Here is a 21,327-nt window from a genome sequence, read left to right on the forward strand (position 1 = left end):
AAGCACAAGGCGAGGCGTCCAGATGACCGCACCCGGAATGATGAAGCTGCATTGGTCCCCGCGCTCGCCCTTCGTGCGCAAGGTCATGGTCGCGGCGCATGAGCTGGGCCTGGCCGACCGCATCGAGACGGTGCGCACCGTGGTCGCCATGGTGAAGCCCGCGCGCGAGCTGCTGCCCGAGAATCCGCTCGGCAAGATCCCGACGCTGGTGCTGGCCGATGGCACGATCCTCTACGACAGCCTCGTCATCATCGAATACCTCGACAGCCTGGCGGGCGGTGGCCGCATGATCCCGGCCGCCGGCCCCGCGCGCTTCACGGAATTGCGCCGCCACGCGCTGGCGAACGGCTTTCTCGACATGCTGATCCTCTGGCGCAATGAGCGCGACCGCGCGCAGCCCCTGCCCGCCCTGCTCGACGCCTTCGCGCTGAAGACCGAGGCGCTGCTGCCCGCGCTGGAAGCCGAGGTGGCGGCGCTGGAGGCGAGCCCCGTGGGCCTCGCGCAGATCACGACGGCCATCGCCGGCGCCTATATGGATTTCCGGTTCCCCGATCTCGGCTGGCGCGAACGCTGCCCGGCGCTCTCCGCCTGGCAGGCGCGCTTCGCCGAGCGACCTTCGATGCGCGCCACCGGCATCGTGGATGCCTGAACCCATGCCCGGGCCGCTCTCGCATCTGCGCATCCTCGATCTCAGCCGCATCATGGCGGCGCCCTGGGCCACGCAGATCCTCGCCGATCTCGGCGCCGACGTGATCAAGGTGGAGCGCCCCGGCGTGGGCGACGACACGCGCGGCTGGGGCCCGCCCTTCCTCAAGGCCGAAGACGGCACGCCGACGCGCGAGGCCGGGTATTTCCTCTCGGTCAATCGCGGCAAGCGCTCGGTCACGGTGGATCTCGCCAAGCCGGAGGGGCAGGCGCTGGTGCGCGACCTGGCACTCCGCTGCGACGTGGTTGTGGAGAATTTCAAGGCGGGCGCGCTGGCGAAATACGGCCTCGATTCCGCCAGCCTGCGTGCGCTGAAGCCGAGCCTCATCTGCTGCTCCGTCACCGGCTTCGGCCAGGATGGCCCGCGCGCCGACCAGGCCGCCTATGACTTCATGATCCAGGCCATGGGCGGGCTGATGAGCCTGACCGGCGAGCGGGACGGCGCGCCGCAGAAGGTGGGCGTGCCCATCGTGGACCTGATGACGGGCATGTATGCCGCCATCGCCATCCTCGCCGCCGTCGCGAAGCGCGAGCGGAACGGCGAGGGCGAGAGCATTGATCTTGCGATGCTCGACGTGCAGGCGGCCTTCCTCAGCAACCAGGCGATGAACTGGCTGGTGGGCGCGAAGGTTCCGCATCGCGCGGGCAACCGGCATCCGAACATCCAGCCGCAGGATGTGTTCCCCTGCGCCGATGGGCATGTCGTGCTCGCGGTCGGCAATGACGGGCAATTCGTGAAGCTCTGCGAGGCGATCGGCCGCGCGGAGTGGGCGAGCGACCCGCGCTTCATCCGCAATGCCGACCGCGTGCGCAACGAGGCCGAGCTGACGCCCCTGATCGCCGAACGATTCCGCGACTTCACCCGCGCGGAGCTCGGTGCCCTGCTCGACCCCGCCGGCGTGCCCTGCGGGCCGATCAACACCGTGCCCGATGTCTTCGCCGACCCGCAGATCGTCCATCGCGAGATGCTGCGGCATCTGCCGCATCCGCTGGCCGGCACCGTGCCGCAGGTGGTCAGCCCGATCCGCATGCGGGACGCGCCGCTCGTCTTCGACCGCGCGCCGCCCACCCTCGGCCAGCACACGGCGGAACTCCTCGCCGAACTCGGCCTGGACGACGGACAACGTGCGGCGCTGGCCGCGAAGGGCGTGATCTGATGGCCCCCCGCATTCCCCTGCCCGGCCGCGAGGAGCTGGATGAGGCGCAGCGCGCGGTCTGGGACCGTGTGGTCGCGGGCCCCCGCGGCACCGTGATCGGCCCGCTGCGCGCCGCCATCCACAATGCCGAACTCGCCGGCCGCTGGTCGGCGATGGGCGAGGCGCTGCGCTTCGGCACCTCGCTGCCCAAGCGGCTTTCGGAGCTCGCGATCTGCGTCACCGGACGGCGCTGGAGCAGCCAGGTGGAATGGTGGGTACATGCCCGCAGCGCCGCCGAGGCGGGCATCGCGCCCGCCATCCTCGACGCCATTCGCGACGGCACGCCGCCGGTCTTCACGGACGCGCAGGAGGCGATGATCTACGCCTTCACGCGCGCCTTGCAGCAGGAGGGCCGCGTGCCGGATGCCGCCTATGCCGCCGTGCGCGAGGCCTTCGGCGTAAAGGGCGTAGTCGAGCTGACGGCGCTCATCGGCTACTACACCATGGTCTCGATGACGCTGAACGCGCATGGCATCCCGCTGCCCGAGGGCGAGACGGAACCGCTCACTCCGCCCGCCACCGGCCTCTTCGAATTGCCGGCGGCGGAGTCCCCTCCGTGACGGAGCGAGTGCCCGCACCCGCCGTCTCGGCGCCGCGCCATGCGGTGCCGGCGGGCGCCTGCGACACGCACACCCACATCTTCGGCGGGCCGGAATTCGCGGCGGGCCCTTCGCCCTATGCGCTGCCCGAGGCCTCGCTCGAGGTGCATGCCGCGGTGCGCGCGCGGCTTGGCATCGCGCGTGCCGTGCTGGTGCAACCGGCTCCCTATGGGCGCGATGCGTCCTGCATGCTGGATGCGCTGACGCGTGGCGCCGGGCGGTTGCGCGGCGTGATGATCGCGGATGAGACGATCAGCGACGCGACGCTGCAGGCCTGGCATGGGGCCGGGGTGCGCGCGCTGCGCTTCACCGAGATGCAGGCCCCGGGCGGCGGCGGCCGCTATCCCGGCAGCATCGGGACGGATTCGCTGGTGGCGCTAGCGCCGCGGCTGCGGGCGTTGGGTTGGCATGCGCATCTCTGGGCCAGCGCCGCGCAATGCGCGGTGCTTCTGCCGCGTCTCGCACCGCTCGGCCTGCCCCTCGTGCTCGATCACCTCGCCATGCCGCAAGGCGTGGAGGATCCCGCCTTCGACCCGGTGCTCGGCCATCTGCGCGAGGGACGCGTCTGGGTGAAGGCGACGCTGTGCCGCGTACCGGGTGGCGATCCGGCCCGGCTGCGTCCGCTGCAGGAGCGCCTGGTGGCCGCCAATCCGGACCGCGTGATCTGGGGATCAGACTGGCCCTATGTGCGCATGGAGCCGGCGCCCGACGCGGGCGCCATGCTGGACCAGTTTCTCGGCTGGCTCGGCGACGACGCGCTGGCGCGGCGGATCCTGGTGGAGAACCCGGCGGCGCTCTTCGGTTTCGACGCGGCATAGGAACAGGGAGGACGCCGGATGATCACACGCAGGGCCACGCTGATGTTGCCCGCCCTGGCCGGCGGCGCGCAGGCACAAAGCTTCCCGGACCAGCCGATCCGCATGATCGTGCCCTTCGCCGCCGGCGGGCCGGCGGACATCATCGCCCGCGTCGTCGCCCGCGTGATGAGCGAGCGGCTGGGGCGGCCGGTGGTGGTGGAATCGCGCGCGGGCGCGGGCGGCGTCATCGGTGTGGATGCGGCGGCCAAGGCGCGGCCGGATGGGCATACGCTGGTGATGGCGAGCAGCGGCGCCATCGTCATCCTGCCGCATCTGCGCGCCAACATGCCCTATGACCCGCTGCGCGATCTCGCGCCCGTGGGGCAGGTGCTGGGCGTGCCGCAGATCGTCTCCGTCGCACCCGGGCTTGGCATCCGGTCGCTCTCGGAACTGGTGGCGATGGCCCGCGCGCGGCCCGGCCAGCTTGCCTTCGGCTCCGCAGGCATCGGCTCCTCGCTGCACATGGCGGGCGAATTGCTGAAGCTGCGCACCGGCATCGACATCACGCACATCCCCTATCCCGGCGCCGCCCCGGCGGTGACCGACCTGTTCGCCGGCCGCATCCAGATCCTGCTGGCCGACGTGCCCGCACTGATCTCCCAGGTGCGGGCTGGCGCGCTGCCGGCGCTTGCGGTCACAGCCGAGCAGCGCATCGCCGTGCTGCCAGATGTGCCGACCGCGATCGAGGCCGGCGTGCCCGGCCTAGTGAGCGAGACCTGGTATGGCGTGCTCGGCCCCGCCGGCATTCCGGCCGAGCGCATCATGATCCTCAATGCCGCCATCCGCGCCGCGACCGAGGAGGGCGAGGCCCGCCGTGTGCTGACCGAGCAGGGCGGCCGCATCGTCGGTGATTCGCCCGAGGCCTTCGCGGCCTTCATCCGCCAGACCTATAGTGCCTGGGGCGAGGTGGTGCGCGCCACCGGCGCCCGGCTGGATTGACCCGCATGACGTTGCCTCGCCGCTCCCTCCTCGCCGGCATGGCTGCGCTGCCAGCACCCGCTTTGGCCCAGGGCTTCCCGAGCCGGCCAATCCGGCTGATCTGCCCCTTCGCCGCCGGCGGGTCGGCCGATGCCTCCGCGCGCCAACTGGCCGCGCCGCTCTCGGCGGTGCTGGGCCAGCCCGTGGTGGTGGAGAACCGCCCGGGCGGCGGCGCCACGCTGGGCGCGCAGCTGGTCGCGCGCGCGGCGCCGGATGGGCACACGCTGCTTTACGGCACGCCGGGGCCGCAGATCATCAATCCACATCTCATGCGCAGCCTGCCCTATGACCCGGTGCGGGATTTCGCGCCCGTCTCCGGCTACAAGCGCGCGCCGAACTTGCTGGCGGTGCATCCTTCGCTTGGCGTCAGCGACGTGGCGGGGCTGATCGCGCTAGCACGGGCGCGGCCGGGCCAGCTGAGCTTCGCCTCCTCTGGCGTCGGCTCCTCCTCGCATCTGGCGGGCGAGATGCTGAAATTCATGGCCGGCATCGACATCACCCATGTGCCCTATCGCGGCACCGGCCCGGCGGTGACGGACCTCGTGGCGGGCACGGTCAGCATGGCGCTCGACACGCTCTCCATCCTGCTGCCACCCGTTCGCACCGGCCATCTGCGCGCGCTGGGCGTGACCACGCCCGAGCGCTCGCCCCTGGTGCCGGAATGGCCTGCCCTGGCCGAGACGCTGCCCGGCTTCGACGCCGCGCCCTTCAACTACATCGCAGCCACCGGCGGCACGCCGCCCGAGATTGTGCTGCGCCTCAACCAGGCCATTGTCGGCATCCTGAGCGAGCCCGCCTATCGGGCGCGCATGGAAGCGCTGGGCGAGGAAGCCACGCCCTCCACGCCGGAGGAACTGGCCATGACCATCGCGCGCGAGAGCGCACGCTGGAAACAGGTGATCGAAGCCGCGGGGATCCGGATCGAATGAGCGAGAGTTTTGAAACATTGAAGCTGGAGGTCGCCGACTTCGTCGCGACCGTCACGCTGGACCGCGCGCCGGTCAATGCCATCAACCGCGCGATGAAGGAGGAGCTCATCGCGGTCTTCGACGCGCTGCATGACCGCGACGATGTGCGCGCCGTGATCCTGACCGGCGCGGGCAAGGCCTTCAGCGCGGGCGCCGATCTGAAGGAGCGCCCGAACATCGCGGGCGTGCATGGCGCCTATCCCCGCCACAACCGCGTCACGCGCGCCTCCTTCGACTGCGTGATGGGCTGCGGCAAGCCCGTCATCGGGGCGGTGAACGGGCCGGCCATCGGGGCAGGGGCCGTCCTCGCCCTCTGTGCCGATATCATCCTGGTGGCCGAGGACGCCTATCTCTCCATGACGGAGGTGGATGTGGGCCTCGCTGGCGGCGTGAAGCATGTCCGCCGGCATTTCGGGGAATCCGATGCGCGGCTGATGATCTACACCGCGCGCCGTATGCAGGGCCCCGATCTGCTACGCATGAACGTCGCCTCCGCCTGCCTCCCGCGCGAGGCGCTGCTGGCGGAAGCGCAGAAGATCGGCGCCGAGATCGCGGGCAAGGTGCCGCTCGCCGTGCAGGCGGCCAAGCGCAGCTTCCAGGTGACGGAGTACATGCCGCTGCACGAGGGCTATGTCTTCGAACAGTCGCAGACCGCCGCCCTCTCCCGCACCGAGGACACGCAGGAGGCCTGGCGCGCCTTCGCTGAGAAGCGCAAGCCCGTCTTCAAGGGCAAGTAAATGCGCGAGGCGCTGCTGCTGCTCTGCCCCATCCCCGCCGATCTGCGCGCCGCCCTGGAGGCGCGCTACGAGCTGGTGCCGGACGATCCGGCGCTCGCTTCGCGCCCCGGCTTCCGCATCGCCGTCACCACCGCGATACAGGGTGCGACGGATGCGGCGCTGGCGCGGCTGCCGGACCTCAAGCTGCTCTCCAGCCAGGGCACGGGGCTGGAGCGGATTGACCTCGCGGCCGCCGCACGCCGCGGTGTCGCCGTCGCCTATACGCCCGATGTGATGACCGAGGATGTGGCCGATGCCGCGATCGGCCTGATGTATGGCGCGGCGCGGCTGGTGGCGGAGGCGGATCGCTTCGTGCGCGCCGGGCGCTGGGGGCCCGAGCGCATGCGGCTCGGCCTGAGCCTGCATCGCAAGACGGTGGGCATCGTCGGCATGGGGCGCATCGGGCAGGCCATCGCGCGGCGTTGCGCGGGGCTCGGCATGGCGGTCGTCTGGACCGGGCCGCGCGAGAAGCCGGAGCTGCCCTGGCCGCGCCTGCCCTCGCTGCTGGCGCTGGCCGAGCGCGCCGGTGTGTTGATCCTGGCGCTCGCCGCGACACCCGAATCCGATCGCATGGTGGATGCGGCGGTACTGCGCGCGCTGGGACCGGAGGGCGTGCTGGTGAACATCGCGCGCGGTGCGCTGGTGGATGAGGAGGCGCTGATCGCGGCGCTGGAATCGGGCGGCGTCGCGGGTGCGGGCCTCGACGTCTTCGCGCGCGAGCCGGCGCTCGATCCGCGCTTCCTGGCGCTCGGCAATGTCGTGCTGGCGCCGCACAGCGCGTCGCTGACGCGCGAGACGCGGGCCGCACTGATCGCGCGCATGCTGGCGGATATCGAGGCCTTCCGCGAAGGCCGCGAATTCCTGGACGCCGCCGCCCGGGCCGGGTAACCAGGGGCGCATGTCCCTGGCCGCCCGCCCCGCCGCTTCCGCGATTGATCTCAACCGCAGCGCCGTCTCGCGCTACATCCAACTCGCCACGCTTTTCCGCCGCCGGATCGAGCAGGGCGTCTGGAAAACCGGCGCGCAGATTCCCACTGTGGATGACCTGGCGGCGGAATGCGGCGTGGCGCGCGCCACCATCCGCCAAGCGCTGGGACAGCTGGAAGCGGAAGGGCTGATCGAGCGCTTCCGCGCCAAGGGCACCTTCGTGCGCCAACCGCCCACCGAGAACCGCATCTGGTGCGAGGTGGAGACAGACTGGACCGGCCTTCTCCGCGCGCGCGACGGCGCCGAGATCGAGGTGCTGGGCGAGACGCGCGGCGTGCTGGAGATCCCGGCGCCGCCTTCCGAGATGGGGGTGAAGGCGCCGCGCTACGCGCATATTCGCCGCCGGCATTGGCGGGATGGCCAGCCCTTCCTGGTGACCGAGGTCTTCCTCGACCAGCGCCTGCGCGCCAAGGTCACTGCGGCCGATCTGCGCGGCAAGACGGCGCTCAAGCTCGCTTCCGGCATCCCCGGCGTGCAGATCACCGAGGCCTGGCAGACGCTGACCATCGGCACTGCGGATGTCGAGACGGCGACGGCGCTGCAATTGCCGCTCAACGCGCCGGTCGCGCTCGTGCGGCGCGCGGCGATGGACCAGAACGGCGTGCTGATCCTGGTGGCGGACGGCATCTATCGCGGCGATGTGGTGCGGATCGACATCAAGCTGCGCTGAATTCGCCCTATAAACCATATCTTTGACTTTTAGCGGTGCGTCGGGGCATTCTGGGCCAGCCCGACCCAGGAGTGTCCCGCATGCGTTTCCTGACCCCTTCTCCCCGACCCGCACTGCGCGCCGAGGCCGTCACTCCCGGCCGCCGTGGCCTTCTGGGCCTGGGCTGCGCCTGCTGCCTGGCCCTCGCCCTGCCGCCCAGCCCGGCAGCCGCGCAGAACCCCGCCGTGCAGCAGCATCTGGCCGCGGCGCGGGCGGCGGCGGGCGATGATCTGCGCGCCTATCTCGTGCTGGGCGAGGTCGCCTCCCCCACGCCCGGCCGGGTCGCGATGACGCCCGACCAGCTCATGGCGCTGCCCGCCCCGCCGCCCGGCCCGGCTTTCGACAATCTCCAATTCCTCGGCAGCCGCTGGGTCAGCGCCTGGGCCATCACCACCTCGGAGGGCATCATCCTGGTGGACGCCATGGACAATGACGCCGATGCCGAACGCATCACCGAGGCGGGCATGCGCCAGCTGGGCCTCGATCCCGCGCGCATCCGCACGCTTGTCATCAGCCATGGCCATGGCGACCATTATGGCGGCGCGGGGCACATCATCCGCCGCTCCGGCTGCCGCGTCGTGTGCAGTGCGCTGGACTGGACGATGATGGAGACCGGCCTCGAATTCGACCGCGCCGATTGGGGCCGGCCGCCACGGCGGGATGTCTCGGTGCAGGATGGCGATGTCATCCGGCTTGGGGACACCAATCTCGATGTGCTGATCACGCCAGGGCACACCATGGGGACCATCACGCTGCTGTTTGACGTGCGCCAGGGTGGGCGGACGCATCGTGCCATGCTCTGGGGTGGCACGGCCTTCAATTTCGGCCGCCGCGCGGACCGCATCCCGCGCCTGCAAGGCTACATCGACGCCACCGCCCGCGCGCGGGAGATCGCGGCGCGGCAGAATGTCGAGGTCTTCCTCTCCAACCACAACCTCTATGACGAGGCGGTGGAGAAGCTCGCACGGATGCAGCCGGGCGCGCCCAACCCCTTCGTCATCGGCAGTGACGCGACGCAGCGGGCGCTGACCGTCATGCATGAATGCGCGCGAGCCACCATGGCGGCCTGGAGCGCCTGATCAGGCCTGGGGCCAAAGCTCCCGCGCGAAACCCACCAGCGCTGCCACTACCGCCGCCGGCTGTTCCGGCAACAGCGCATGCCCTGCGCGCTCGATGACCGCGCGGCGCGCGAGTGGGCCGAGGCTCGCCTGCAATTCCGCCTCGGAGGGCGGGGGCGCGATCGCATCCTCGCCGGCGGCCAGGTAGAGCAGCGGGTGCTCCTCGGCCGCGCGTAGCCAGGCGCGATCCTGCGTGGCGGCCCGTGCCGCGCGCTGCGCCCGCGAGACGGCGGGATGCCAGCCCGCCAGCCACACGCTCGCATCATGGCCGGGCGCGAAATAGGCACGCTGGAGATGGCCGAGCCGCTCCGCATCGCTCAGCGACATGTCGAAGCTGGAGGAGATGGCATGGCTGATGGCGGGATCGATCTCGGCGCTCGTGACGGCGGCAAGGAGGGCGAGGCCGCGCACCAGCTCTGCGCGGTCATGCGCCAGAACGCGCGCCACCCAATTGCCGGCCGCATGCCCGGCCACCAGCGCGGGTCCCGCGCCGCTCCATTCCAGCACGGCCGCGACATCGGCGGCCATGTCATGCAGCGTGGCGCCCGGCACGAGCGGAGCCGAGCGGCCGACGCCGCGCGGCTCCGGCCGGATCAGCCGCAGCCCTGCCGCGACGAGACCCGGGGCGATGCCGTCGAAATCCTCCTGCCCGCGGCCGAGCGATGGAATGAGGAGCAGGGGATGGCCCTCGCCCATCACGCCGACCTCGAGCGGGCCATGCGGCAGGTGCAGCAGCGCGGTGCGTGGTCCAGGGGATGGATGGGTCATGCCGTCTCCTCCTGCCGGTCAGGCCGGCTCTTCATCCAATAAACCATATCATTGACATTTACAGCGGGGCGAGGCGAGTATCCCGGCAACAAGGCAGCAACCCTGCCACAGGCCTTCGAGGGAGCCCCGTCCATGATCCGTCCGCAGCATTCGCGCCGCACCCTGCTGGCCTCCGTGCCGGGCCTGTGCCTCGCCGCCCCCGCCTTGGCGCAGACAGTCCAGGCTGGCCGCGCCTATGTCGGCTTTCCGCCCGGCGGCACGGCCGACATCATCACGCGCCTCTATGTCGAGCAACTGCGGGCCTCGCTCGGTCGCCCGCTCGTCGTGGATAACCGCGCGGGTGCGGGCGGACGCCTGGCGCTGGAGGCGTTGAAGGCCGCCCCCGCCGATGGCAGCGCCTTCGCGGTGACGCCGGCCAGCATGCTGACGATCTATCCGCATCTCTACACGCGCACGCTGCGCTACGATGTGGCGGCGGATTTCACACCGGTCTCGCCGGTCTGCATCTTTCCCTTCGCCTTCGCCGTCAGCGCCCGCCACCCGGCCCGCACGCCCCAGGAGTTCATCACCTGGGCGAAGACGCGCGACGCGGTGGATTGGGCGAGCCCGGTGCCCGGCTCCATGCCGCATTTCATCGGCACGCAGCTGGCGCGGCTCGCTGGCATCAGCATGACGCATGTGCCCTTCCGCGGCTCGGCGCCCGCGATCCAGGGGCTGCTCTCGGGTTCCATCCAGGCGGTGCTGCTGCCGATCGGCGAGTTGACGGCCTTCCACCGCAGCGGGGATCTGCGCCTCCTCGCCGTCACCGCGCCGACGCGGCTGGAGCGGCTGCCGGATGTCACCACCTTCGCCGAGGCTGGCCTCGGCGGCCTGACCTATGAGGAATGGTATGGCGCCCTGCTCCCCGCCCGCGCGCCGGAGCCGGTGGTGGCATCGCTGCACGCGGGCATCGCCGCCGCGATGGAGAGCGCCTCGATCCGCGAGAGCCTCGCCCGGCTGGAAATGGCGCCGCTCCTCATGGAACCCTCCGCCTTCCGAAGCCGCATGCTGCGCGAGCGCGACCAATGGGCCCCCATCGTCGCCGCTTCCGGCTTCAACCCGGACGAGTGATGCCGCAATTTAACCGCAAGAACACAGAGGAAGGGCAGGACACCATGACGGCCAGCGACGTTCCGGACAGCTTCGCACCCTGGCCCCAGGGCATCGAGCCCGCGGTACCCATCGCGGGCTATCCCAACACCTGGACCTTCACGCCCTCCCAACCGGCGATCCGTCGCCCCGCCACGCGCACAGAGGCGACAGGCCCCGTGGAGCTCCAGCGCAAGCTGCCCTGCGGCGATTCCAATCTCGTGGAACTCTCGCCCGGCAAGTTCGCCATCGGCCAGCTCATGCACATCGCGGGCCGCATCCTGGATGAGGAGGGGCGGCCCGTGCGCGGCGCCATAGTCGAGCTGTGGCAGGCCAATGCCTCGGGCCGCTATTTCCACCCGATCGACCAGCGTGCCGCGCCGCTCGACCCCAACTTCGTCGGCAATGGGCGCATCCAGACGGATGAGGAGGGGCGCTACGCCTTCATGACCATCAAGCCTGGCGCCTATCCCGTGCCGGTGAAGGAGACCTGGTGGCGGCCGCCGCATCTGCATTTCTCGGTGATCGGGCCCTCCTCGCTCTCGCGCCTCGTCACGCAGATGTATTTCGAGGGCGATCCGCTGAACGCGCTGGACCGCATCCTGAACTCCATCCCCGACCGCGCGGCGCGGCAGCGTCTGATCGCGCGCGACCTGCCGCCGGCCGAGGTGGGCGATGAGTGGCTCGGCTTCACGCATGACATCGTGCTGCGCGGCCGCCACGCCACGCCGATGACGCCCTGAGGAGTGCCGCCCCATGTCCAACTCCCTGCTCCCGCCGACATCGCAGCACACGATCGGCCCGTTCTTCCCGCGCACCTTCTTCCAAGCCGGCGATAATGACCTGACGCGCGTTGCGCAGGAGGCCGAACCGACATCGCGCGGCGAGGCGATCCTGCTGCGCGGCCGCGTGCTGCGGGCCGAGGCGGTGCCCTGCCTGAACCAGATCCTGGAGGCTTGGCAGGCGGATGCGGCGGGCCGCTTCAACCACCCGCTCGACCCCGAGCGGCATCTGGCGGATCCGGATTTCCTGGGTTGGGGCCGCGCCTGGACCGATGCCGAGGGCAGCTACGAATTCCGCACCATCCTGCCCGGCGGCTATGCCGAAAGGGGCGGGCGGCGCGCGCCGCACATCAACCTCAGCGTGATGGGGGCCGGACTGATGCGCCGGGCGCAGACCATCGTCTTCTTCCCGGATTTCCCGGCGGAGAACGCGGCCGATCCGCTCCTCACCCTGGTCCCGGGGGCGCATCGCGACAAGCTGGTCGCGGTGCCGGAGGGCATGGAGGCGGGGGTGCGGGTGTTCCGCTTCGACATTCGGCTGCAGGGCGAAGCCGTGGAGGAAACACCCTTCTTCGAGGATTGAGGGCGCCTCAGCGCGGCGGTAGTTCCTGCAGCCGGCGGGTGATGGGCAGAAGCCCGTCTGCATCCGCGCGGGTCAGATCGCCGGTGTGATACCAGCCGCGCCGGAGCGCGTGCGCCGTCTCTTCCTGCTTATTGTGGTAGCCCTGTGTGACATTGGGGCCGCGCACGATGAGTTCGCCCTCGGCGCCCGGAGCGGCATCCTCGCCCGTGGCCGGATCCAGCAACCGTACCGTCAGCCCCAGCATTGGCAGGCCGCTGGTGACCTATCGCGGCCATGTCCGCGCGGTCGCGACCTCCAAGGCGCCGACCAGGCCCTATCGCGGCGTGGGTCGGCCGATCTCCACCTTCGTGATGAAGCAGCTGATGGCGACGGCGGTGCGCCCGCCGCCATCGAGATCAACGCCGGCCTCTACGGCTTGCTGCATTGGTGCCACGCCGCCGCGCCCTTCATCGAGGCGCGGAAGAATGGCCACATCATTAGCCTGGTGGGGGATTCCTCACGCGTGGGCGAGAGCGGGCTCTCCATCGTCGCTGCGGCGGGGGGTGGCACCATCGCGCTGATGAAGTCGCTGGCGCGCGAGATGGGGCGGTCCTGGACCACAGCCAATGCGGTTAGCCTCGGACTGATCGAGCCGCAGCATTCCGACAAGGCCGGGCTGGACGAGAACCCCGACAGCTGACCCGCGCCTATCCGCTGCGACGCCTCGGCCTGCATGAGCATGTGGCGCCGACCTTGGTGCATCTGGCCTCACCAGGCGCCTCCTGGATCACCGGGCAGGTGATCAGCGTCAGCGGCGGTTTCAGCATGGTGGGGTGATCTTGCGGTGGATGACCGGCGCGGGCTCGGAATATAACGATTGACCTGACCCCCTAGAAGCGGTCCGCCGGTAAAGTGAACCCGGTACAACGGTGGAGGGTGTTGGGATGGCGAGGAAACATCACAAGCCGGAGGAGATCGTGGCCAAGTTGCGCCAGGTGGAGGTGCTACTGGCGCAGGGCAAGACTGCTGCTGAGGCGTTACGCACGATCGGCGTGACCGAGCAGAGCTACTACCGCTGGCGGGCAGAGTATGGCGGTCTGAAGCTGGATCAGGTGAAGCGCCTGAAGCTGCTGGAGCAGGAGAACGGCAGGCTGCACAGAGCCGTGGCGGATCTTACGCTGGAAAAGTTGGTGCTCAAGGAAGCCGCGTCGGGAAACTGGTAAGCGCCGCCCGTCGTCGGGGCTGCGTCGAGCACGTGACGGGCAAGCTGGGCGTCTCGCAGCGGTTGGCCTGCAAGGTGCTGGGCCAGCATCGCTCGGTGCAGCGCCGCCCGTGCACACCGGCCGATGACGAAGCGGCGCTGACGGAAAACATCATCGACTTGGCCCGGCGGTATGGGCGCTACGGCTACCGCCGGGTCACGGCCTTGCTCAGGGCCGGGAGCTGGTCTTGCAATCACAATCGCGTTGAGCGGATCTGGCGCCGTGAGGGGCTGAGGGTGCCGGCGCGGCAGCCCAAGCGGGGCCGGCTCTGGCTCAGTGACGGGTCGTGCCTCCGGCTGCGGCCGGAGCGGGCCAACCACGTGTGGGCTTACGACTTCGTGGAGGTTCGCACCCGGGACGGTCGCAAGTTCCGGATGCTTAACGTGGTGGATGAAGTCAGCCGGGAGTGCTTGGCCATTCGGTTAGGGCGCCGGCTCAAGGCGGCGGATATCTTGCTGCGCAATGTCTATGGCTGGTTCGAACGAGAACGCCGCGGTGTTTACCGGCTGACCCCGGCTGGAGCGGCAGCGCTCTCGCGCTGGTCGCCATCTGCCCCTGAACCGGTGCATTCCGTCCAGGGCTGAGCCCCCTGTTCACCACCGAGCAACGGTCGTTGGTCGGTGTTGAACAGATGCGCTTCTCCCGCTGTTGTAGGCATCAGTCGGCTTCGCTGGCGTCGCCATCGATGACGGGACGCTCCGGGTTCTTGGGATCCACGATCCGGCGCTCGATCACGGTGTGGGAGGTGGGCAGGGCACTGCTCCTGCGGGCTGTCCTGATGACCTCCTCCAACTCGGCATCGCTCATCTCCTGGACTGGCTTGTCGTCCTCCATCAGGGCAGCGGGCTGCTTCTCACGCCAACCGGCGCGAAGGCTTTGGCCAGGGAATTCCGATATCAGCGGATGCTGGACGAGGGGCGCTATGCCTCGATCACGGAGATGGCGGCTGCCGGGAGGATCGAGAGAGGTTATCTGGGCAGCTTGCTCCGCCTAACCCTCCTGGCGCCAGACATCGTGGAGGCGGTGCTGGACAGGCGGCAGCCTGAGGGTGTGATGCTGCCGGCGCTGTTGGAGCCGTTTTCGCCGGAATGGGCGGTGCAGCGCGAGGCGCTTGCGATCCCACAATGCCGGCACCCCGGTGGTCAGCATCGCACTGGTAGACCGAGGTAGCGGGGTGAAGCAGATGCCAGCGACCGAGAATTGATGGTTCGAGCTTCAGCCCGACCCCTGCTGCGGCAGGATCAGGAACTTCTCCCCCGTTGCTCGACGACAATAGGCCCGAATGATCTCCGGCCTCAGCGCCTCGGCCAGGGAGATTTCAGCGGTGTAGTGGCTGGCAAATGTAGTCTTCAGTTCGGCGGCCACGCGGGCGCGCAGCCGCGTCTCCGTTGCTGCACCCAGCTTCTTCAGCGCGGGCATGAGCAACCAGCCGCCCAGCCCCCAGGCAAAGCCGATCGGTGCGCGCTCGAAGGTGGTGGGCCCGGTGTCCAGCTGGCCGTATAGGTAGACCTGCTTGTGCCGGCCCGAGCCGTAGTGGTTGTAGCCGCTGGCGGCCTGCCTTGCTGCCGCCTCCATCGCAGCGAGGATCTGCCCGGCCAGCGGTCCGCCGCCCACGGCGTCGAAGCCCAGGGTGGCACCGGTCTCCGCCAGTGCCGCGGTCAGCGCTGCGGTGAAGTCCGCGGTGCTGCTGTCGACGACATGGCTGGCGCCATGGCCGCGCAGCAGCGCCGCCTGCTGTGGGCTGCGCACGATGTTCACGAGGCCGATGCCGTCCGCCACGCAGATGCGGTTCAACATCTGGCCGAGGTTGGAGGCCGCGGCGGTGTGTACGAGGGCAGTGTGACCCTCCTGGCGCATGGTCTCCACGAAGCCCAGCGCGGTCATGGGATTGACGAACCAGGAGGCGCCGTCGCGCGGCATCGTCCCCGCGGGCAGAACCAAGCACTCCGCCGCCCTGGCGCGGCGGTACTGCGCCCACATCGCCCCGCCGAACACCGCGACTTGTTGCCCGAGCAGATGCGCGGCCTCGGCACCGGCGCGCACCACGGTGCCTGCGCCTTCATTGCCCACGGGTAGCGAAGCATCGAGCCGGGCGGCGATGGCCGTCAGCGCCGTCGCCGGCACCTGCGCGCGCACCACGGGCCGTGCTGCCGTTCCAGCGAACTCGGCCGTATCGAGCGCGGCCGGGCCGAGCAGGACGCCGATGTCCGAGGGATTGATCGGCGTCGCCTCGACCCGCACGACGATCTCGTCGGCGGCCGGTTCGGACACTGCCGCCTCCTGCAAAGAGAGCTCCAGCAGGCCGTCCCCGCTGATGCGCGAGCGCAGTTCCAGCCCGTGCAGTCCGTTGCCGGTCATGTCGCCTACCCCTTGATGCGCTGATGGTCCCGACCGCTCCGGCCGGCCCTTCAGTACGTTCCGGCCTTACCCGGCTGCGGCGCGGGCGTAGTCGCCGTCGTCGCCTCGCCCGTCAGCATCCCCCGGATGCCCGCGCCGTTGGTGCGCCACCAGTCGTATAGGATCCGCACGTCCCAGCCGATGCAGAAGTGTTTCACCCCCATCTCCAGATACGGCGCCGCGCCCGAAATATCTGCCAGTTCCACACGCGGATGCTTGCCCATCCGCAGTGCCGTCTCGATCGTCCAGCGCTCCGCCTTAACCACATCAGGGTGCGACCGCTGCCCGGTAAGCCCGAGGCTCATCGAGTAGTCGGAGGACCCGAACTGCACCATGTCGATGCCAGGAACCGACAGGATCGCCTCCAGGTCCTGCACGCATTCTCGCTTCTCGACCATGATGGCGATCACCACCTCGTTTAGAGCATCGACATAGGCCGGCGAGCCGCCCTCCAGCACCGTGCCGACATCGCGCCGCATGCCGACGCCGAGCCGGCCGCCGCTGCCTGGCGTCTCGGCGCGCACTGCGGCAACGCAGGCCTCGGCATCCGCCACCGTCCGGATATCGGCGAAGAGCACGCTCTGGAACCCCGACCCGATCGCTCGCATCGCTTGGTGCGTGTACTGCTTCTGCTCGACCTTGATCATGCCGCCGAGGTTCTTCAGCTCGAACGCACGGCCGAGATTGTCGAGGTCGTGCATGGTGAAGGGCGCGTACTCCGCAGTAAACTCGACGTAGTCGTAGTTCTCGGCGTCGCCAATCAGTTCCACGAGCGTGGGCCAGCTGGACAGGATATGCGTGCCGATCGTCGGTTCCCCGGCGTTCAGCTTCTGGCGCAGGCGGTTGGGGCGCATGGTTTCGTTTTCTCCGGCGGATGGGGCAATAATTCCAAGCTTCGTCCCATCAGGACAGTTCAGCAACCTGACCGGCTTCACATGCCGTAAACACCTAGCGCTGAGGCGTCGTGCTCGTCGTAAGGTGTTCAGGAAGCGGGGGCCTGCCGAACGGCTCCCGGCGCAGCGGATCGAGTGGGGGTATCTGGGCAGCCTGCTGCAGCTGACGCTGCTGGCGCCGGCCATTGTCGAGGCGATGCTGGACGGACGGCAGCCTGAAGGTGTGACGCTGCCGGCGCTGATGGGGCCGTTTCCGCTGGAGTGGGAGAGGCAGTTCGGCCTTGCATCCGTCTCGCTTAACGCCAGCCTTGGGCCGGTGCCTTGCGCACGCGGCGGGTCAACTCCGCCATAGAGGTTATCAGGCCCTCCCAGAAGTCGTCGATGACATCGCGGTTGGTCATCACCCATGGCGCAACGTGCTCGAAGTCCCTTTCGTGCAATCCGCCGCTCACTTGCAAGACCATCGGCTCCACTGCCAGCACTGTCAGCCTCTCGGCTTCGAAACGCGGGCCGGGCGTGACCCCCACCAATATGTTCTCTTCGCCGTGTCCACGCCGCAGCCAAATCACCTGCGCCAGGCCGGTCAGGTGTCTGGGCAAGCTGACGCTGTCCTGGGTAATCCGATCGACTGCGGCGGAGGTGGCGACTGGTTGCCTTTCCGGGGGTGAGCGCTCCGAAGGCACGGGGGCCGGATCTTGCGCAGCCGGCGGAGCGACCGCGGCAACGGATGTTACGGTTGGTAGAACCGGCTGCCGCTCACACTGGGCCATGCCATCGGCATTGCTGAGATGGTGATCTGGCTCCATCGGCATGGTGCCTTTGGCAGCGATGCTATTCTGCACAGGTTCCGCGCGACGAACGCTAACTCCATCATCACTGACTGCCAGATCGATCGAGCTTTCCGCCTCGAAGACGAGGCGCAGGACAGCCTCGAAGCTGGATCTGAACTCGGCGATATCCTGCGATGCCGTGCCGAATCGTCTCAGCAAGTCGTCCCATGGCATGGTCACGATCTGGCCAACTGCTGTGCGGCAGAGCGACATGGTGATCCAACCATAAGCATCCAGCGCAGCTGGTGTGGCCGACAGTTTGCGCACGACGCGTCGATCCAATGCGACGGCGTGGTCGACCAGACTGGATAGGAACTTGGCGCTTAACCGGACACCCGATCGCCATCCAAGGTCACCGGGACGACGTCGGCTCCGCGCGTCGAAAACGCTGATTTCCCCGGTGCCATCTCCCGACCATATGAGTCGTGCCGCCTGGAGACGCTGCCACTGATCGGTCAGATCGCGTGTTTTCGGATCAATGCCCAGAGTGGCAGCCAGCAACGCTCGATCCTTGCCGAGCTCGACGACCTGGCTATTGGCACGGAAGGCAGCGTCGCAGATATGGATCATGCTCAGGCGAAGGATGCGTCCACTGGGAACCATATCGTCGATCGAGCCAGGCTCAATGCGAACGGAAGCAGGTCCAGTCTCGCGCTGCCAAGCTCCGCGTGAAGCTCGCACCGGCAACGCGACGCTGCAGAATGCTGCGTGCGACCAGATGACAGTGTCGCCTGCCTGCGTGTCGGCAGCATTCGGCGCCATCGCGTGCGGCGGATGATCCAAGCTCATGCTTGTAGAACTCACTGTGAGACGAGAGGGAGGGACGCGCTCCAGGCTGCGGAATTTCGAGCGAGCGCCTGGGCCGCACCGCCATCCCGCTGATAGGCCCTGGCGATGCGGGAGGAAAGGCTGGTTTGCTGCCAACCACAATGCCGGGTCACACTCGATCATTCGCGAGCGCATTTGCCGCCCCCGCCGGTTAGCGCCGTCGCCTCGATTTGGCATCTGGTCGGCGGCATAGAGAACATATAAAGAACGTTCTCGTGAGCATGACCGATCAGATCGTCATCACCGAGAAGACGAGCCAGGCGAAAGACATCCGCATGGCCGTTGGTGCGCGCTATGGCGCGATCCTTCCAGCTGAGGGTCATTTGTTTGATCTGCTGGAGCCTGGGGAGGTCGTGGCCGACTGGAAGCGGTGGAGCCCGGTTCTCCTGCGGCCAGACGGTCTCTACGGCACCAAGCCAGCAGCCGGCGGAAACAAGGCGAGCAAGCTCCAGGCGATCCATATGGCGCTGAAGAAAGCCCGTCGCGTCTGGCTGGCCACGGATTGCGACCGGGAAGGCCAGTTGATCGGCCAGGAGATCCTGGAGCACTACAACTATCGTGGCACAGTGATGCGAGTGATCTTCACGGCGCAGGACCCGCAGACCATTCGGGATGCCTTCGCCAGGGCCCAGCCGAATGGCGACTTTGCTCGGCTCTATGCGTCCGCTGTCGCGCGACGGCAGGCTGACCAGATCTACAATCTATCGCTCACCCGCACTGCGACCGTCACGTTGGGTGGTGGCGCCCGAACTGTTATCGGCGTGGGGCGGGTGAAAACTCCCACCATGGCCATCGTCTGCAAGCGGGAACTGGAGATCCTCGACTTCGTGCCCCAGACGTACTTCGAGGTCGTGGCGACTGCCGAGGTGGCGGCGGGACAACTCCGCCTGCGCCATGCACCAAAGGAGCGAATTCTTAAACGGACGGAAGCAGAAGCGATCGCCGCGGTGGCCGAGGGTTTAGAGGCGCCACTTGCGGTCAGGGTCGAAGATAAGCGCCAGGGACCTCCGCGCTTGCACGACCTGCCTTCGCTGCAAAAGCTGTGCGGCTCGCGCTTTGGCTGGTCGGCCACCCGCACGCTGGAGGTGGCCCAGGAACTCTACGACGGCGCGGGCAAGAAGATCATTACCTACCCGCGGGCGGAGACCCGCTACCTGCCGGAAAACCTGCTCGGCGATGTCCCTCGTATCATTGCCGGATTGCAGGTTGGGCGAGCCTTCGCCGCCATTCCGGTTCCACAGCCGCCCGTGATCCGGACAGGTGCCAGCGGCAACTTCCATGACAAAGGATTGGCGGGAGCGAGCCACCACGCCGTTATTCCAAACGTGAACAGGGTGGAGACACTTCGCGAGGTTTGGCCTCGGCTTTCGATCGATGAACGGCGGCTATTCGACATCATCGCCCGCTCCTACTTGGCGGCCATGATGGCGGATTTTCGCTACCGGCAAACGACCGTGACGATGGATGTCCGCGGCAGTGAGTTTCGCGCCACCGGCCGGCAACCGATCGAACTGGGCTGGAGAGCGGCTTTCCCTGAATGGCAACCTGCTGACGAAAAGGGGGAGGATGCGCAGATGCTGCCTGTTCTGAGGCACGGCGAAACCGCCCGACTTTATGACGCGCAGATTGAGGGTAAGGAGACCCGGCCACCGCCCCGATACAATGAAGGGACCTTGGTCGATGCCATGCAGAACGCCTGGCGTTTCGTGGCAGACGATGTGTTGCGGGAACGATTGAAGGAGGCGAAGGGCATCGGCACACCGGCGACGCGGGCCGAGGTCATTCGGGGCCTCAAGCAACAGGATTTTCTGCGGTCAGATGGCAAGCACATCGTGCCCACCGACCGCGGCCTAGCCCTGTTTGCGGTGCTGGAACGGGCCGATCCGGCGTTGGTCGACCCTGGAGTGACCGCGCAGATGGAGAGGCTGCTGGATGATGTGCTCTTGGGGCAGCAGGACATGGTCAGCGCAATAGATGCCGTCTGCGCCCAAGCTAGCCGGATCATCGGCCGCTTGCAGGAGGGCGCCTGCGCAGTTGATGCGAGAGTGTTTGGCAGCACAGTTGTCGGCAAGGGGCCCGATCGACCACCGACGCCAGCGATGAAAAGTTTCGTCGATAGCCTCGCGCGGCAGAAGGGGCTCAAGCCTCCGCGGGGCTACACCAAATCTGGCGCAGTATGCCGGGCTTTTCTCGACCAACATGCATCGCGCAAGGCGCCATCCGAGGCCTCCGCCGACGCGAAGGCTTCACTCCCGGCCGCCAGGCCATCGCCGTCTCGTCAAATTGTTGGCGTGCGTCGGATGCCAGCTTCTATCGGGCCGGCCACGCCACCGGCACGCAAAAGAAAAGCCCGATCTGAACAGGCGGGCCAGGAGGCTGAGAAAATCGTCAGCAACAAGTCTGCCAAGGCCAGACAAAGCGGGAGCCTCGGTGAGCAGACCACGCCGTTACGGATTCCGTTCGGGAATAAGGACGTGGCTTTGCAACTCGGCGCCCGATATGGGGCGGGCGGTTGGTATGCGCCGCCGGGTATTGATCTCGCGGCCTTTCGGGCTCGTGGATGGTTGTAGTTGTCTCGATCTTGAGGGCTATGCGCTGGCCTACGACTTCCTGGGAAAGATGTTCGACCCCTGCCGCACGATTCGGCGGGCGCGGAACTCCAAGGCGATTCGTGCGGGCCTGATATCGGTGCTTTGGGCCCGGGGGCACTGTTGGAGAGCTCGGCGGGAGGGGGAGGTGAATGACGAGGGTGCGAGCCGATGTCGGGAGTTGCACTCCCGGATTCTTTTGGAGGGCGCTGGCGATGCCGAAAAGCCTCAAGCATAGCCCAAATAAAAATCTTTATTTTCAGCCACTTGAACCTTGAGGGTTAAATCGGCCTACCCTCAAGCTTCGGAGAATTTGGGCGCTCTGGAGAGAGATTTCCGGGTTCGTTGCGTTCTCCAACCCTCAAGCCCACTGCACAAAACCCCAGGAAACCTGCG

Annotated in this window: 23 protein-coding genes and 1 pseudogene; 18 read left to right on the forward strand and 6 right to left on the reverse strand. The window is 68.2% G+C overall.

The window, feature by feature from the left end:
• Positions 1 to 22 precede the first annotated feature (22 nt).
• The 10 genes from ACQ860_RS23370 to ACQ860_RS23415 all read left to right on the forward strand — a co-directional run bounded on the left by ACQ860_RS23370 (position 23) and on the right by ACQ860_RS23415 (position 8,854).
• The gene (locus ACQ860_RS23370) at positions 23 to 649 is read left to right on the forward strand and encodes a glutathione S-transferase family protein (protein WP_431305692.1); all 627 of its coding nucleotides are present in this window, start codon (positions 23 to 25) and stop codon (positions 647 to 649) included.
• Positions 650 to 653: 4 nt separating this feature from the next.
• Positions 654 to 1,862 carry a CaiB/BaiF CoA transferase family protein gene (locus tag ACQ860_RS23375; RefSeq protein WP_431305693.1) on the forward strand — a complete coding sequence of 403 codons (1,209 nt, stop codon included), beginning with the start codon at positions 654 to 656 and terminating at the stop codon, positions 1,860 to 1,862.
• On the forward strand, positions 1,862 to 2,461 hold the full coding sequence (locus ACQ860_RS23380) for a carboxymuconolactone decarboxylase family protein (RefSeq protein WP_431305694.1): 600 nt from the start codon (positions 1,862 to 1,864) through the stop codon (positions 2,459 to 2,461). The genes ACQ860_RS23375 and ACQ860_RS23380 overlap by 1 nt, the downstream gene beginning before the upstream one ends.
• On the forward strand, positions 2,458 to 3,318 hold the full coding sequence (locus ACQ860_RS23385) for an amidohydrolase family protein (RefSeq protein ID WP_431305695.1): 861 nt from the start codon (positions 2,458 to 2,460) through the stop codon (positions 3,316 to 3,318). Before ACQ860_RS23380 ends, ACQ860_RS23385 begins: the two co-directional genes overlap by 4 nt.
• 18 nt (positions 3,319 to 3,336) lie before the next feature.
• Complete coding sequence (locus tag ACQ860_RS23390) at positions 3,337 to 4,296, forward strand: Bug family tripartite tricarboxylate transporter substrate binding protein (RefSeq protein ID WP_431305696.1); 960 nt, start codon at positions 3,337 to 3,339, stop codon at positions 4,294 to 4,296.
• Between the two features lie 5 nt (positions 4,297 to 4,301).
• Positions 4,302 to 5,264: a Bug family tripartite tricarboxylate transporter substrate binding protein gene (locus ACQ860_RS23395; RefSeq protein ID WP_431305697.1), complete on the forward strand. Its 963-nt coding sequence runs from the start codon at positions 4,302 to 4,304 to the stop codon at positions 5,262 to 5,264.
• Positions 5,261 to 6,040 (forward strand): enoyl-CoA hydratase/isomerase family protein, encoded by a 780-nt coding sequence (locus ACQ860_RS23400; RefSeq protein WP_431305698.1) that lies wholly within the window; start codon positions 5,261 to 5,263, stop codon positions 6,038 to 6,040. The genes ACQ860_RS23395 and ACQ860_RS23400 overlap by 4 nt, the downstream gene beginning before the upstream one ends.
• Positions 6,041 to 6,967: an NAD(P)-dependent oxidoreductase gene (locus ACQ860_RS23405; protein WP_431305699.1), complete on the forward strand. Its 927-nt coding sequence runs from the start codon at positions 6,041 to 6,043 to the stop codon at positions 6,965 to 6,967.
• Between the two features lie 10 nt (positions 6,968 to 6,977).
• A complete protein-coding gene (locus ACQ860_RS23410) occupies positions 6,978 to 7,736 on the forward strand; it encodes a GntR family transcriptional regulator (RefSeq protein ID WP_431305700.1) in 759 nt (252 codons plus the stop codon).
• An 80-nt stretch (positions 7,737 to 7,816) separates the two neighbouring features.
• Positions 7,817 to 8,854 (forward strand): MBL fold metallo-hydrolase, encoded by a 1,038-nt coding sequence (locus tag ACQ860_RS23415; protein ID WP_431305701.1) that lies wholly within the window; start codon positions 7,817 to 7,819, stop codon positions 8,852 to 8,854.
• Here ACQ860_RS23415 and ACQ860_RS23420 read toward each other — a convergent pair whose 3' ends face one another.
• Positions 8,855 to 9,661, reverse strand: coding sequence for an alpha/beta fold hydrolase (locus ACQ860_RS23420; RefSeq protein WP_431305702.1), 807 nt, complete (start codon positions 9,659 to 9,661; stop codon positions 8,855 to 8,857).
• Positions 9,662 to 9,793: 132 nt separating this feature from the next.
• Between ACQ860_RS23420 and ACQ860_RS23425 the strand changes: the two genes are divergently transcribed.
• The 3 genes from ACQ860_RS23425 to pcaG are packed head-to-tail and all read left to right on the forward strand — an operon-like array spanning position 9,794 to position 12,154.
• Positions 9,794 to 10,771, forward strand: a complete 978-nt coding sequence (locus tag ACQ860_RS23425) for a Bug family tripartite tricarboxylate transporter substrate binding protein (RefSeq protein ID WP_431305703.1) — start codon at positions 9,794 to 9,796, stop codon at positions 10,769 to 10,771.
• 44 nt (positions 10,772 to 10,815) lie between these two features.
• Positions 10,816 to 11,532 (forward strand): protocatechuate 3,4-dioxygenase subunit beta, encoded by a 717-nt coding sequence (locus ACQ860_RS23430; protein ID WP_431305704.1) that lies wholly within the window; start codon positions 10,816 to 10,818, stop codon positions 11,530 to 11,532.
• Between the two features lie 13 nt (positions 11,533 to 11,545).
• Positions 11,546 to 12,154, forward strand: a complete 609-nt coding sequence (gene pcaG, locus ACQ860_RS23435; protein WP_431305705.1) for a protocatechuate 3,4-dioxygenase subunit alpha — start codon at positions 11,546 to 11,548, stop codon at positions 12,152 to 12,154.
• A 7-nt stretch (positions 12,155 to 12,161) separates the two neighbouring features.
• Here the strand turns inward: pcaG and ACQ860_RS23440 are convergent, their stop codons facing one another.
• Positions 12,162 to 12,404, reverse strand: coding sequence for an AMP-binding protein (locus ACQ860_RS23440; RefSeq protein WP_431305809.1), 243 nt, complete (start codon positions 12,402 to 12,404; stop codon positions 12,162 to 12,164).
• A 165-nt stretch (positions 12,405 to 12,569) separates the two neighbouring features.
• On the opposite strand from ACQ860_RS23440, the gene ACQ860_RS23445 reads away from it, so the two are divergent.
• The 4 genes and pseudogenes from ACQ860_RS23445 to ACQ860_RS23460 all read left to right on the forward strand — a co-directional run bounded on the left by ACQ860_RS23445 (position 12,570) and on the right by ACQ860_RS23460 (position 13,979).
• Positions 12,570 to 12,833 (forward strand): SDR family oxidoreductase, encoded by a 264-nt coding sequence (locus tag ACQ860_RS23445; RefSeq protein ID WP_431305706.1) that lies wholly within the window; start codon positions 12,570 to 12,572, stop codon positions 12,831 to 12,833.
• Positions 12,834 to 12,874: 41 nt separating this feature from the next.
• Complete coding sequence (locus ACQ860_RS23450) at positions 12,875 to 12,970, forward strand: hypothetical protein (protein WP_431305707.1); 96 nt, start codon at positions 12,875 to 12,877, stop codon at positions 12,968 to 12,970.
• 107 nt (positions 12,971 to 13,077) lie between these two features.
• Positions 13,078 to 13,850: pseudogene (locus tag ACQ860_RS23455) on the forward strand (IS3 family transposase); the annotation flags it as partial.
• Positions 13,848 to 13,979, forward strand: coding sequence for a DUF2161 family putative PD-(D/E)XK-type phosphodiesterase (locus ACQ860_RS23460; RefSeq protein WP_431305810.1), 132 nt, complete (start codon positions 13,848 to 13,850; stop codon positions 13,977 to 13,979). The pseudogene ACQ860_RS23455 and the gene ACQ860_RS23460, both read left to right, overlap by 3 nt.
• Positions 13,980 to 14,052: 73 nt before the next feature.
• Here the strand turns inward: ACQ860_RS23460 and ACQ860_RS23465 are convergent, their stop codons facing one another.
• The 4 genes from ACQ860_RS23465 to ACQ860_RS23480 form a co-directional block, all read right to left on the reverse strand.
• Positions 14,053 to 14,229, reverse strand: coding sequence for a hypothetical protein (locus ACQ860_RS23465; protein WP_431305708.1), 177 nt, complete (start codon positions 14,227 to 14,229; stop codon positions 14,053 to 14,055).
• Positions 14,230 to 14,610: 381 nt separating this feature from the next.
• Positions 14,611 to 15,753, reverse strand: a complete 1,143-nt coding sequence (locus ACQ860_RS23470; protein ID WP_431305709.1) for a hypothetical protein — start codon at positions 15,751 to 15,753, stop codon at positions 14,611 to 14,613.
• Between the two features lie 50 nt (positions 15,754 to 15,803).
• A complete protein-coding gene (locus ACQ860_RS23475) occupies positions 15,804 to 16,646 on the reverse strand; it encodes an HpcH/HpaI aldolase family protein (protein ID WP_431305710.1) in 843 nt (280 codons plus the stop codon).
• Positions 16,647 to 16,981: 335 nt separating this feature from the next.
• Positions 16,982 to 18,304 (reverse strand): replication protein RepA, encoded by a 1,323-nt coding sequence (locus ACQ860_RS23480; protein WP_431305711.1) that lies wholly within the window; start codon positions 18,302 to 18,304, stop codon positions 16,982 to 16,984.
• A gap of 260 nt (positions 18,305 to 18,564) precedes the next feature.
• Here ACQ860_RS23480 and ACQ860_RS23485 point away from each other — a divergent pair, with 260 nt between their 5' ends.
• Positions 18,565 to 20,913, forward strand: coding sequence for a type IA DNA topoisomerase (locus ACQ860_RS23485; RefSeq protein ID WP_431305712.1), 2,349 nt, complete (start codon positions 18,565 to 18,567; stop codon positions 20,911 to 20,913).
• The last annotated feature ends 414 nt before the right edge of the window (positions 20,914 to 21,327 follow it).

Source organism: Sediminicoccus sp. BL-A-41-H5, from assembly GCF_050632405.1.
In the GTDB taxonomy this organism is placed as follows: domain Bacteria; phylum Pseudomonadota; class Alphaproteobacteria; order Acetobacterales; family Acetobacteraceae; genus Roseococcus.

Excerpts from the sequence above, each read along its gene's own strand:
- ACQ860_RS23370 (WP_431305692.1), top strand. The coding sequence starts at position 23 with ATGACCGCACCCGGAATGATGAAGCTGCATTGGTCCCCGCGCTCGCCC.
- ACQ860_RS23375 (WP_431305693.1), top strand. The coding sequence starts at position 654 with ATGCCCGGGCCGCTCTCGCATCTGCGCATCCTCGATCTCAGCCGCATC.
- ACQ860_RS23380 (WP_431305694.1), top strand. The coding sequence starts at position 1,862 with ATGGCCCCCCGCATTCCCCTGCCCGGCCGCGAGGAGCTGGATGAGGCG.
- ACQ860_RS23390 (WP_431305696.1), top strand. The coding sequence starts at position 3,337 with ATGATCACACGCAGGGCCACGCTGATGTTGCCCGCCCTGGCCGGCGGC.
- ACQ860_RS23395 (WP_431305697.1), top strand. The coding sequence starts at position 4,302 with ATGACGTTGCCTCGCCGCTCCCTCCTCGCCGGCATGGCTGCGCTGCCA.
- ACQ860_RS23400 (WP_431305698.1), top strand. The coding sequence starts at position 5,261 with ATGAGCGAGAGTTTTGAAACATTGAAGCTGGAGGTCGCCGACTTCGTC.
- ACQ860_RS23405 (WP_431305699.1), top strand. The coding sequence starts at position 6,041 with ATGCGCGAGGCGCTGCTGCTGCTCTGCCCCATCCCCGCCGATCTGCGC.
- ACQ860_RS23410 (WP_431305700.1), top strand. The coding sequence starts at position 6,978 with ATGTCCCTGGCCGCCCGCCCCGCCGCTTCCGCGATTGATCTCAACCGC.
- ACQ860_RS23415 (WP_431305701.1), top strand. The coding sequence starts at position 7,817 with ATGCGTTTCCTGACCCCTTCTCCCCGACCCGCACTGCGCGCCGAGGCC.
- ACQ860_RS23420 (WP_431305702.1), bottom strand. The coding sequence starts at position 9,661 with ATGACCCATCCATCCCCTGGACCACGCACCGCGCTGCTGCACCTGCCG.
- ACQ860_RS23425 (WP_431305703.1), top strand. The coding sequence starts at position 9,794 with ATGATCCGTCCGCAGCATTCGCGCCGCACCCTGCTGGCCTCCGTGCCG.
- ACQ860_RS23430 (WP_431305704.1), top strand. The coding sequence starts at position 10,816 with ATGACGGCCAGCGACGTTCCGGACAGCTTCGCACCCTGGCCCCAGGGC.
- pcaG (WP_431305705.1), top strand. The coding sequence starts at position 11,546 with ATGTCCAACTCCCTGCTCCCGCCGACATCGCAGCACACGATCGGCCCG.
- ACQ860_RS23465 (WP_431305708.1), bottom strand. The coding sequence starts at position 14,229 with ATGGAGGACGACAAGCCAGTCCAGGAGATGAGCGATGCCGAGTTGGAG.
- ACQ860_RS23470 (WP_431305709.1), bottom strand. The coding sequence starts at position 15,753 with ATGACCGGCAACGGACTGCACGGGCTGGAACTGCGCTCGCGCATCAGC.
- ACQ860_RS23475 (WP_431305710.1), bottom strand. The coding sequence starts at position 16,646 with ATGCGCCCCAACCGCCTGCGCCAGAAGCTGAACGCCGGGGAACCGACG.
- ACQ860_RS23480 (WP_431305711.1), bottom strand. The coding sequence starts at position 18,304 with ATGAGCTTGGATCATCCGCCGCACGCGATGGCGCCGAATGCTGCCGAC.
- ACQ860_RS23485 (WP_431305712.1), top strand. The coding sequence starts at position 18,565 with ATGACCGATCAGATCGTCATCACCGAGAAGACGAGCCAGGCGAAAGAC.